The 11,869-nt window shown below is 30.5% G+C and carries 10 protein-coding genes; 1 reads left to right on the top strand and 9 read right to left on the bottom strand.

Annotation, left to right across the window (positions count from 1 at the left end; translation table 11 throughout):
* Positions 1-69 precede the first annotated feature (69 nt).
* From amrA to PZA12_RS06870, 3 genes are all read right to left on the bottom strand, one after another.
* Positions 70-1,476, bottom strand: a complete 1,407-nt coding sequence (gene amrA / locus PZA12_RS06880) for an AmmeMemoRadiSam system protein A (RefSeq protein ID WP_103697642.1) — start codon at positions 1,474-1,476, stop codon at positions 70-72.
* Positions 1,477-1,497: 21 nt separating this feature from the next.
* Positions 1,498-1,653 (bottom strand): hypothetical protein, encoded by a 156-nt coding sequence (locus PZA12_RS06875; protein WP_168983397.1) that lies wholly within the window; start codon positions 1,651-1,653, stop codon positions 1,498-1,500.
* Between the two features lie 188 nt (positions 1,654-1,841).
* Positions 1,842-1,982, bottom strand: coding sequence for a hypothetical protein (locus PZA12_RS06870; RefSeq protein WP_168983396.1), 141 nt, complete (start codon positions 1,980-1,982; stop codon positions 1,842-1,844).
* Positions 1,983-2,391: 409 nt separating this feature from the next.
* Between PZA12_RS06870 and PZA12_RS06865 the strand changes: the two genes are divergently transcribed.
* On the top strand, positions 2,392-4,392 hold the full coding sequence (locus PZA12_RS06865; RefSeq protein ID WP_319801733.1) for a KUP/HAK/KT family potassium transporter: 2,001 nt from the start codon (positions 2,392-2,394) through the stop codon (positions 4,390-4,392).
* Positions 4,393-4,472: 80 nt separating this feature from the next.
* On the opposite strand, the gene PZA12_RS06860 is transcribed toward PZA12_RS06865, so the two are convergent.
* From PZA12_RS06860 to PZA12_RS06835, 6 genes are all read right to left on the bottom strand, one after another.
* Positions 4,473-4,841 carry a DUF2809 domain-containing protein gene (locus PZA12_RS06860; RefSeq protein WP_077843428.1) on the bottom strand — a complete coding sequence of 123 codons (369 nt, stop codon included), beginning with the start codon at positions 4,839-4,841 and terminating at the stop codon, positions 4,473-4,475.
* A gap of 339 nt (positions 4,842-5,180) precedes the next feature.
* Positions 5,181-6,473 (bottom strand): NlpC/P60 family protein, encoded by a 1,293-nt coding sequence (locus PZA12_RS06855; protein WP_171770842.1) that lies wholly within the window; start codon positions 6,471-6,473, stop codon positions 5,181-5,183.
* A 398-nt stretch (positions 6,474-6,871) separates the two neighbouring features.
* A complete protein-coding gene (gene larA / locus PZA12_RS06850) occupies positions 6,872-8,164 on the bottom strand; it encodes a nickel-dependent lactate racemase (protein ID WP_103697641.1) in 1,293 nt (430 codons plus the stop codon).
* 406 nt (positions 8,165-8,570) lie between these two features.
* The gene (locus PZA12_RS06845; protein ID WP_103697640.1) at positions 8,571-8,927 is read right to left on the bottom strand and encodes a PqqD family protein; all 357 of its coding nucleotides are present in this window, start codon (positions 8,925-8,927) and stop codon (positions 8,571-8,573) included.
* Positions 8,914-10,836: an OPT family oligopeptide transporter gene (locus PZA12_RS06840; RefSeq protein ID WP_103697639.1), complete on the bottom strand. Its 1,923-nt coding sequence runs from the start codon at positions 10,834-10,836 to the stop codon at positions 8,914-8,916. The genes PZA12_RS06845 and PZA12_RS06840 overlap by 14 nt, the downstream gene beginning before the upstream one ends.
* 333 nt (positions 10,837-11,169) lie before the next feature.
* Positions 11,170-11,757, bottom strand: a complete 588-nt coding sequence (locus PZA12_RS06835; protein ID WP_103697638.1) for an ACP phosphodiesterase — start codon at positions 11,755-11,757, stop codon at positions 11,170-11,172.
* Positions 11,758-11,869: the final 112 nt, after the last annotated feature.

The following is an 11,869-nucleotide window of genomic DNA, read 5'->3' as shown; positions in this document are numbered from 1 at the left end:
GAGGCGGTTTTCTAATTCTAAAAATAAATTTTTAGTTACCTCCTCTTTAACTTTAAATAAATTTATTATCTATCCTTCCTTATATCTTACAACTTCAAATCTTTCTATCTTATAATCCTCGTCAAAATCTATATCTGCCTTATCACATGCAATTTGCAATTGTTCATCTACAGTATTCACACCTTCAAGATCCGGAAGCAATAACCCTCGTCTCATTCCTAAAGAAACAATGACTCCATATTTTTTAGGATCTAAATCTTCCTTATTACATGGTTCCGAATCCATAAGAACATCTACAGATATATCAATGTCATCCATTTCATCTTCTGAAACTTCTGAAAATCTTGGATCACTCATAGCTGCTTCTATAGAATTTCTTATTATTTCCTCACCCACAGAACCTGTTGTTGGTGCAATTGTTCCTATACATCCCCTAAGGTTACCAAACTTTTTTAAAGATACAAAAACTCCATGTCTTTCGTTTAATAGTTCTTTTGGCAAATTGGAAATGTCTTCTATACTTTTTCCGTGAGAAAAATAATGATTTAGGTTTTCTCTTGCAAGTTTTACATAGGCATTGCTCTCATTTAGCTTTGTCTTCAATTGTTCTTCTTTATATTTTGTTAGCTCGTCTAAATAGTCTCTATCTTGCTGCTGTCTACTAAGTTTCATTACTCCATATCCCACTCCAAAAGTTCCCTGATACGATAAAAGCTGTCCTTTTATTTCTTTACCTTCCATTGCTCCAAGAAGTATATAAACTGAATTTAGCCCACATTGTCCAGCCTCACTAATCATAGTTTTATTCATATTAAAAGCGCCTAAAACATCTCCTTTTTCAAGGTTACCCAAAAGAGCTTTATCAAATAATTCTCCATATGGCGAATACGAATATGGACCTTCATCTTTAAGTTTATGCGAAAGATCTCCACTTGCTATAATAACAGCTTTTCTATTTAATTTTTCTGCTACATTTTTTATCTCCATACCAAATTTATATAAATTAATATCTCCTATCATTGAGTAAGTAATATGAACCAATTTATAATCGTTATAATATTTATTAATGAAATATAGTGGTACTATACTTCCATGGTCTAATTCATAATTAACATTATATCTACGTAATAATTCCGAATCTGCAAGAACTGACGGAATTCCTTCTACATGACATGCTGTTCCAAGCTTGACATTAAACTCCTTATCTATGGGAATATCCATTTTTATGTTTGTACATCTAAATTGGCTTAAATCTCCTGAAATTCTTTCCTCGTCTGATATAGATATTGCATCAGAAAACATTGTAGCATGAGGTGTTATAATTATTATTGTATCTGGTTTAATATCTGCTACTTCTCTTCCTATTTTATTGCATGCTAAACTTGTTTCCTCTATTTTCTTTTCTTCACCTTTACCTATGTCTGGTATAATTATTGGCGGATGTGGCATTAAATAATAACCTAGTATACTTTCCATGTTCTCACCTCCTAATTGGAACTATTCATTTTCTCTAGATTTTTCATTTTCCTTAACTTTCTCTAAATAATTTCTTTGATTTACTATATTTTCTTCGAAATTTTCTACTGCATGTTTAGTGAAATTTCCAACACTCATAATATTCTTAAACTTATTACCTTCACGATTTCTACTCATTAGTCAAACTCTCCTTTCTAAAGAATTATTTAAGATAATTTTCTTTAAATAATATGCTGCAATTCACAATGCACATTTCATAATTCACAATTGCGCCTAAAATTCTTGCAATATTTTTAGAATTATGATGAATGATTATTTTTCTAGATATATACGTTTTCAACCAAAACATTTTCAAAGAAAACCACTTATCTCTCAATTTTATTATTCTTTTTATTACTGATTTTTTTAATCTCTTCTCCAGAATAATGGAAGTTCTGAATTGCTGTAGTCAAATCACTTCCTAAACTACTAATACTGTTTCTTTTATCATAAGGCTTATTCTTCATAAATTTATCTCCCGAGCTCTGATTTATTTTTAAAAATTGGGTAAATTATTTTTATAGAGATAAATTTCTGTAACAAATCATTTCGTTTTTATTATTTCTATAAATATATTTATTATGCTTGCAGCATAATAAACTCATAAGCTGATAGACTATTGTTTACTTCTTATCAATATTAGTCCAAATCCTCATATAAGGGCTAAAATCCTATATATTTAGCGTTATTTGTTATATTATCTTATTTTTAATAGTTTGACTAATATTTTTTAACAATGTTATTATAATAATTATTCTTAAAATAATTATTAATTTACCTACTTTACATACTAAAAGTAAATTAAAAGTATTTAAATTTCGTTTATTTAATTTTAGGAATTATGTATAACTATTTTTGATGTAAAGGATGATTAATGTGAAATCAACTACAAAACATGGAGATGTTGCAAAACTGAGTGCTGGAGGAATACTTATAGCACTAGGTGTAGTTTACGGAGATATTGGAACTTCACCACTTTATGTAATGAAATCAATTATTGAAGGTAATGGGGGCTTGAATAATATATCTGAAAACTTTATTCTTGGATCATTATCTCTAATTTTTTGGACAATTACAATTTTAACAACAATAAAATATGTCCTTATAACTTTAAATGCGGATAATAATGGCGAAGGTGGAATCTTTTCGCTCTTTACCTTAGTCCGAAATCGCGCAAAATGGCTTATAATTCCAGCAATGATTGGTGGATCGGCCTTGTTAGCTGATGGGATGCTAACTCCTGCCGTAACTGTAACTTCAGCAGTGGAAGGATTGGATTTAATTCCAAGTTTTAGCGCTCTCTTTGGTAGTCAGCTTGATATTGTTACAATTGTAATAATCATATTAAGTGCTCTATTTTTCATTCAGCACTTTGGGACTGATTTAATTGGAAAAATGTTTGGTCCAATAATGTTTGTCTGGTTTTCTGCGCTAGCCATATGGGGAATTATTGGTATTTCGCACAATTGGACATTATTGCGTGCCCTATCTCCATATTATGCAATTAACACTCTTTTTAGCAGCGAAAACAAAGCAGGTTTTTTCATACTTGGCAGCATATTTTTAGCAACAACAGGTGCAGAAGCTCTTTACTCAGATCTCGGGCATGTTGGTAAATATAACATCTATGGCTCTTGGCCATTTGTTAAAATATGTTTGCTATTGAATTATTTTGGCCAAGGAGCCTGGTTACTATCAGCTAGGAATAATCCAACTTTTACTAATATGGAAGGCTTAAACCCATTTTTTCAAGTGATTCCGTCTTCCTTTTTAATTTTTGGTATAATACTTTCAACTTTAGCTGCAATTATTGCTTCACAGGCTCTAATTTCGGGCTCTTTTACTCTTGTTTCTGAAGCAATCAAACTAAATTTATTTCCAAGATTACATATTATGTATCCATCCAGTACTAAGGGACAACTTTACATACCTTCGATTAATAGATTTTTATGGATTGTCTGTATCGGAATTGTTCTCTACTTTGGAAATTCTGCAAGGATGGAAGCAGCTTACGGATTATCAATTACGGTTACTATGTTAATGACTACTATTCTTTTATTTAACTATTTACTGAAGAAAAAAACACCACTCATTGTTGCCGTATTGATTCTTGTTTTCTTTAGTGCATTTGAATTTTCTTTCTTCATTGCAAATATTATCAAATTCACTCACGGAGGATTTATTGCTGCTTTAATTGCTTTTGCAATCTTAAGCATTATGTACATTTGGATCAAAGGTTATTATATTAAGATGCGTTTATTAGAACATGTGCCAATTGAAAATTATAAGACCCAACTTAATCAATTGCGCCAAGATAGTGATCGTCCTAAGTATACAACAAATCTTGTATGTTTAACCAGCAGCCATGATCCTGAACAAATCGAAAGAAAAATAATGTATTCTATTTTAGACAAAAGACCTAAAAAAGCAGATGTTTATTGGTTTGTTAATATCGCTGTTACTGATGAGCCTTATGTAGCAGAATATTCAGTAGATACTCTGGGAACATTATATATTGTAAGGGTTCAAATAAGACTTGGATTCAGAGTAGAACAAAAATTGAATGTCTTTCTACGACAAATTTCAACTGAGTTAGTTGAAAATGGTGAAATAAAGATTCAATCTAGAAACTATACAACTATGCCAGATAGAAAAGTCGGTGATTTCCGTTTTCTTTTAATTCAAGAGCAGCTTTCGTATGAAACAGATTTAAATTTCTGGGAAGAATTCATACTTAAAGCAAAATTATTCATAAAAAGATATACAGTTTCTCCAACCAAATGGTTTGGTCTTGAGAATAGTGATGTTGATGTTGAAAAAGTCCCTCTATTCATAGGGAAATATGACCATACAACTTTAAAAAGAACTCCAAAATAACACTATTAAATTAACTAAATGTTTAAATGTAACTGTCCACAATTTAGTGGGCAGTTATATTTTTTCTCTAAAATATTTATTTAATTTTTACAGTTTATTTTTTCTATGGCTTTATATATAAATATAAGAATTGCTCCTATAAAATACGAAATTATATCATAAAAATCAAAAGTTGATCCAATAATTATCTTAGCTATTTTAAAATCTTCCATGTGCAAAAGAGAAGCCAAATTAAAATACTGGCCAATCTCAATTAAGCAAGCAAATATGAAAACCTGTATTGGTGAAACCTTCTTAGTAAACACTCCAATAAAAAAATAAATTAAACATACAACTAATACATCTCCAATAAAAGGTCTAATTATATTATCATGTATGAAAACTCCAATATATACTTCAGTTAAAAATAAAGCTATGAAAATATATAAATATTTGTAGTCTATTCTCATATAAATCCCTCCCGTTCTGACTTAAATATATAATTTTTATGCAATTATTTCAATAATGCATATTAGCATAAAAAATCACAGGCGACTGTGAAGCCGAAGATTTTTTTCACGCATCTGCCTTTTCGAACTCATGTGAGAAAAACTTGGCAGGCAACTGTGGTTATGTTACGTATTGTGCTTTCCAATATTCTCAGTATACTTTGTTAAGGCTTTGCCGTCATGAGCAGTTCCTATAGAATAAAAAACAATAAGGATAGAATCACCAAGTTTCTATCCTTATCATATATTCTAAATTGATTTATGTTTTATATTATACTCTAATCCAATATAAAAGCTTTTTTAAAGTATTCTTCTTGCTGCGTAAAAGTTATATACTGGACCAACCTTAACAACATCACCTGTTTGTGGCGCATGAATCATTTGTCCATTTCCAACATATATTCCAACATGTCCAGCATGAGGGAACACTAAGTCTCCAGGTTGAAGTTGATCCTCACTAACAGGTCGTCCAACATCAATCTGTGTATAAGTTGTTCTTGAAATATCTATCCCTGTAGCATGCTCATAAACATATTCTGTAAATCCTGAACAATCAAATGTACTTGGTCCTGTTGCTCCCCATACATAAGATGCTCCTAAATGCTTATATGCCTCATTAAGAACTGCTTGTGCACTACCTCCAGATGGCGCAGCTACAGATGAACTTGATTTCTGACTACTCTTTGATTTGACGCTTGATTGTACATTTGAAGCTACTACTGATTGCTTTACACTTTCTGCAGCAATCCTATCTTCCTCTTGCTTCTTTTTAGCCGCGGCTGCCTTTCCTTTTTCTATTTTATCATTAATTTCCTTAGTAACAATTGGGCTCTTAATTTGACTATCCCTAATACTAATTAACTGGTTCACTGCTCCTTGAATCTCTGTTGATGAACTATTTGAACTATCAATTACATCAAATTGATACTTTACAGCTTCTCTTTCAAGTTGTGATAAATACTGTTCATCAAATTTACTTTTTTCTGCCTTAGCCTGATTAGCTAATTGTTCTTCTTCTTTCTTTTTTTGCGATAGCTGATTTAAATTATCTTGTGTCTCTTTGTTAAGCTTGCTAATTTCTGCTTTTTTATCGTCTAATGACTTTATTTTAGCATTTAATTCATTTTTCTTGTTATTGATATCTTCTATGTAAGACTTGTCTTTCCCTACAATCTTACTAACAGCTTGTAGTCTTGAGAAAAATTCAGTTGTTGAATCAGAGTTAACAACAAAATTTAAGTAATTAAATTCCAAATCTCCTGATGCATACATAACTTTAACTCTTTGTCCTAAAGCTAGATCTAAATCATTAATGTCTTTTTTGTATTGCTCAATATCCTTTTTTGTCTTCTCAGTAATTTTATTAATATTATCTATCTCTATTTTATTTTTATCCACAGTTGCTTGTAATGGCTCCATCTGAGTATCTAAATCATAAATTTTATTTTCAATATCTTTTATGTTATTTTCTATTTCAGCATATTTCTGTCTTGAAGCATCCAACTGTGCATTATCAGGTGCTGCAAAAGCAGCTATTGAACTACTTGTAGTGATTACTGTTGCTAATATAAGTGCTAAAACCTTATTTTTCATAATACCGTCGGTTGTTACAACCCTTTCCCCCTTTGTCATCCCCTGTTATACATAATTATAGCACTTTTAGTAACCGTCAACAAACCTCATATATGCTGTGATGATACATTAAATTAGTTTTTCTTCCCCATTCTCTTATTCTCCTTAAAAATTTGGTAAAATCTTCACATCTACGCAGGCTCATATTTGTAAATATTCTTATGAACTATAGCATATTTTATATAAATATGTGAATTCTTATGCTTATTCTTTCGGTATATTACCTTTGTGTTTTTCTTGCTAAAAAAGTATTTATATTTATTGGATTTTAACCTTATACAAGAAAAAAGCACTAACTTCCATATAATGAATAGTTGTGCTTTTCTTTAAATATTTCACAATTTATGACCAATACTATTTTAAACTAATTTGGGAAGCGTAGTCGCTCCATGAGGCATAAGGTTAATCGTAAGATTTTTATTTTGATTATTATCATAAGAAATTTTAAGTGCCTCCTCCAACGTTCTAACAACAATAATTTTTGTATTTTTCAGCAAATCAGGATCAATTTCTGAAACTAAAATTAACCTATACTTTTCTCCTGTTTCGCAAAAGAAGTATCCCACATATTTTGAGATAGTATAATTCTCCCTAAGATCTCTTTCTCTATCAAGCATATTGTCAAAATTTAATATCATATCATTAATATCTTTAATTTCTCCAATTCCCTCACTACACTCAGCAAGTACTATAATAGTACCTCCTTCTACAACTGCTTCTTTGGCATTTATCAAAGTTTTTATTGATTGATAAAGATTTATGTCTTTTGGTGCCCCTCCCGCACTTGCAATAACTATATCTGATTTACTCCTTATATTGACACCGTCAATACTATCCACCAATTTTCTTCCTGCCTCATGAGCCGTTATATAGTCTCCAGCAACCGCACCTGCTATATTTCCATCAGGTCCCATGACTACATTAAACATAAATGTTGGTTTTACCATTGCAGCTGCTTGCATCATATCATCATGTACTGGATTTTCTATAATATTGCCTGAGCACACACTCTCTCTTGTCCCGCTTCCAAATCCATCATTCAATGAAAGTGAATGGTTTGCTGATATTGTTTTAAATGATGCAATACCAGGAAGTATAGATTTTTTCCCTCCTGACCATCCTACAAGAAAATGATAAACTATTGCTCCTGTAATAACTATATGATCACATTCAACAGCTTTTTTATTTAGCATAACAGGAGTGCCATAGCTTGTATCCCCTAGATATGTCATATTTTCTTCATCGAAGCAATCATGATCATAAACTTCAAATCTTTTTGATAGCTTTTCTCCAAGAAGTATTTCATGTTCTTCTCTTGTCTGTTTTCTATGAGTACCCTGAGCAGATAAAAATATAATATCTTCGTCTTTAACTCCGCCTTCACTTAGTTCCTCTACGATTTTATATAAAAATTTATATGGCTTTTGCCAACTTCTTGTAATATCTGAAATTATTATACAAACTTTTTCACCTTCATGTACAATATCTTTAAGTCTTTCGCTGTCAATAGGATTATACAATGCCTCAGCTATAATTTCATCTTCTGTCTTACTCTTCTTAAAATCGTTGCTTTCAATTATCTCCAAAAGATTTTTTTCTTCAATAAAAGCCTCCATTTTATCTCTTCCATATTTCATATTAATTTCTTTCACTTATAGCCCCCCAAATAATGAATTTGTTAACACTTTTAATTTTTTATTACCAATTTATTAAAGTTTTCCATCTACTTTTAATATAATACAAATTTTAACTATAGTCAAATTAGAATTTAGAAATAGTCTTTTATTCTAATACATCTCTTTAGACTCACACATATTCAATTTTATATTAACAAATAAGAAACAGATTGCTTGACATCACTAAAATAAAAACTCTACTATTCATTGGTGCATTGTCCAATATATAATGATAGATTATTAGCTTCATTATAATATTCAAAATATTTACTTGGCCCTTTCTAGAATGTATACAAAAAATTAAAACCATAGAGAAACTCAACTCTCTATGGTTTTAATTTTATATATTATAATTTATGACAAGTATAATAAAATGTCATATTTAATTTTGAAAATCAACTTTTTCTATATAGTGACAATTAACATCGATATGATTTAAAAATAATAATAATCTCTCATAAAGCGGATGAACCTTATCACCATATTTTCCTTCTAAACTTTCTCCTATGTACTTCACATTTTTCTTTCCATCTATCTGAAATAATATCCAGCTTCCATATTCATCTAAAGTAATCTTTTTATACTCTGGAATTCTGAATTTAAGTTTTCTAAAGAACCTTTGGACCTTATGGTCTTGTTTTAAAAGTATAGTCACAATATTATTTTTATCCACTTCATACTCTAAATCATCAGATATTTTATATACTAACTCTAAAACATCTTTATTATTTTCCAGCATCTTTTACCTTACTCTTTAGAATTGGTACTGCAGTTGCTATTACTAAAACTATTAGTAATATGAATGCCATTCCATTAGAAGCAGCAAATCCACTTGGCTCAGCTCCACCTACAAGACCTGATATTTGGAATATTATGCCTACAAGTCCAAGAATAGAACCTCCAGCAACTAGTCCAGAAGATAAACTTATACCATTTGAAACTTTAGCTTCTTTTTCCTTTTCAGATTTAGAATTCTTTTCTATAAATAGACGTACTAGCGCTCCTGCCAATATTATAGTAGTTGTAGATATAGGTAAATAGAATCCTATAGCAACTGCCATTATAGGAAGGTTTAACATAAACAAAACAAGTCCCATAACAACACCAGCAATTACCATTACCCAAGGTAATTGTCCTGACATTATTCCAGCAGTTAGTGTAGACATTAAATTAGCTTGTGGTAATGCAAATGGAACATTATCACCAGTCATTGCAAGTTGATCTGAAAGTAATAATATAGTACCAACAACCACTGCAACACCTAAAATTCCAGCTATTGCAAAGTACTTTTCCATTTCTCTTTTGTCTCCACCTATTACAAAAGTAACCTTTTGAGATTGTGAGTACCCTCCAGCTACTGATATAGCAGTAACAATAAATGTTCCAAATAAAAGTAGTGATTTGTTGCTTTCAGGGCTCTTCCATCCCATTACAACAAATAATGATGTCACAATAACTATAGAAGCTATAGTCATACCTGATACAGGAAGATTTGATGTTCCTATAGTACCAGTCAAACGACCAGAAACTATAACAAATAATAATGATAAGAATAATGATAAAATAGAAGCAAGTATTGCCATTACTATATTACCATTAGATGCTACAAAACCACCTACAAATCCTAATATTATACCACCAAGTAGTATCATATTTTCAACAGATGAACTCTTTCCACTATTTGAAGCTTTAGCATTAAGAGTTTCTTTTATAGAAGATATTATAGTAGGAATAAGTTTTATAGCGCCTATTAAACCACCAGAAAGCATCATTCCTGCCCCTATATATTTTACATAGCTACCAGCTATATCTTTAACTTGCATAGCATTTATAGCAACATTAGGATTATTCCATACAGATCCTCCATCTCTTCCAAGACTTGAGAAGTATCCTATTAATGGCATAATACCAAAGTTAGCTAGTATAGCTCCAGCAAACATGGTTAAAGAAACCTCCATACCAACTATGAATCCTATTCCTAATAGTAGAGGATTAACTTCAACTTCAAATTTCCACTTATAAAACGACTCATTTACATAACTTATAACATTGTTAACTAAATTCAAAAATGAACTTGTTATAACAGTTATAATACCGCCTATTCCAAAACCAATTCCCATGAACTTCATTGATTCTCCAGCACCTTCTGAAGCAACAAGTGTTTCAGATATAGCCATTGATTCTGGATACATTAATTTTCCATGTTCTTCAACAATTAAGTAATTGTAAACAAGAGAAGCTATTCCTATACCAAATAAAACTCCAGCTGCTCCAACAGAAAAACCTTCTATGAAACTAACTTTAGAGCCGATTAAAAGAATTGCTGGTAATACGAATATTACACCACTAGCAACAGATTCTCCACCACTTGACATACCTTGAACTAAATTTTTACCAAGTATACCTTTTTGCTTTGCAAATACAGCTATAAACCCAGACCCTATTATAGATCCCGGTATACCAGCAGCAACTGTAAGTCCTGATTTCATTCCCGAGTAGGCCGTTGATGCTGCAAATAGAACAGCCAATATAATACCAATAATTAAAACCGAAACGTTTCCACCCGACTTAGAACCATTAGAAATGTATGGAACATAGTTCTTACCAGCTACACCGCCATATGCATCTTTGGACAATTTATTATTCATAAGGGCACCTCCTTTTATATTTCACAAGCAATATTATAACACGATTTTCATATAATACTATATTTTTTGTCTTTAATCGCCTATATTTTTTTAAATATTCTTATTAAAATATTTAATTTTTGAATATCCTCGCATATAATGGATCATCTTAAAAATATAAAACCATTCCTCTACCCTTAAATTACCTATGTTTAGAGTTTAGTATTTCAATAAAATTATGTTTTCCTATTGTAGACTAGAATATTCTAAACATAAAAATATACAATATATTAGTTTAATATCCAAAATATATTGTATACTCTACATTAACTCTAACTACTATAAATTGTTCCATCAAAGAATTATTTTAAGTTTATTTGAATAATCAATTGCATGAGGATAAAAACATTTAAAGTCACTTTCAAGACCTTCGTAATTATTAATTAATTCCTCTATAGGATTTACTAATGGGTGCCTTGTGTTAGCAAATCTTGTAGCAATCCTATCAACTGCTGTTTGAATGCCATGTATATCTCTGTAAGAAAGGAGCCAGTTTTCTTCTATAATATAATTCATCCTTCTTAATAACTTATCTGGCAGACAGTAAGAAAACTTTCTAAGTATCTTATAAAAATTATCAGCATACTCTTCTAATGATATTGAGGAATAATCCTTCCAATTTTTAGCTAAGAAATGATCATAAAATATATCAATCAATACACCTGCCAAGCGTCTATTATTTTTTGAAATTCTTTTTCTGCTCCTCATGAAGTCTGGATGTGAATCCGTAAAAGTATCAAGCTTTTTATGCATAATAATCCCTTGTCTTATGGATTGTTCAAATTCATTTTCCAAAGACTTATTTACAAAGTCCCCTAAGAAATTTCCTAACATATTTTCTTCGCTATTATCTGCGAGATATATGTGCGCTAAATAATTCATTTTTTCTCCTTTCAAATTCCTACAAATGATATTCTAAATTTATAATTTCTATCGCTTATTGTTTTTCATTCTTTATCAAAATAATATCACTGATATCGTCTTTGGTCATTTA

It is taken from the genome of Clostridium beijerinckii, from assembly GCF_036699995.1.
GTDB classification, from domain to species: domain Bacteria; phylum Bacillota; class Clostridia; order Clostridiales; family Clostridiaceae; genus Clostridium; species Clostridium helianthi.
Note: the sequence above shows the minus strand (reverse complement) of the source record. Positions and strands in the feature narration are given on the sequence as shown.

Bases quoted from the DNA above. Each gene is read 5' to 3' on its own strand.
- amrA (WP_103697642.1), bottom strand. From the start codon at position 1,476: ATGGAAAGTATACTAGGTTATTATTTAATGCCACATCCGCCAATAATT.
- PZA12_RS06875 (WP_168983397.1), bottom strand. From the start codon at position 1,653: ATGAGTAGAAATCGTGAAGGTAATAAGTTTAAGAATATTATGAGTGTT.
- PZA12_RS06870 (WP_168983396.1), bottom strand. From the start codon at position 1,982: ATGAAGAATAAGCCTTATGATAAAAGAAACAGTATTAGTAGTTTAGGA.
- PZA12_RS06860 (WP_077843428.1), bottom strand. From the start codon at position 4,841: ATGAGAATAGACTACAAATATTTATATATTTTCATAGCTTTATTTTTA.
- PZA12_RS06855 (WP_171770842.1), bottom strand. From the start codon at position 6,473: ATGAAAAATAAGGTTTTAGCACTTATATTAGCAACAGTAATCACTACA.
- PZA12_RS06845 (WP_103697640.1), bottom strand. From the start codon at position 8,927: ATGCTGGAAAATAATAAAGATGTTTTAGAGTTAGTATATAAAATATCT.
- PZA12_RS06840 (WP_103697639.1), bottom strand. From the start codon at position 10,836: ATGAATAATAAATTGTCCAAAGATGCATATGGCGGTGTAGCTGGTAAG.
- PZA12_RS06835 (WP_103697638.1), bottom strand. From the start codon at position 11,757: ATGAATTATTTAGCGCACATATATCTCGCAGATAATAGCGAAGAAAAT.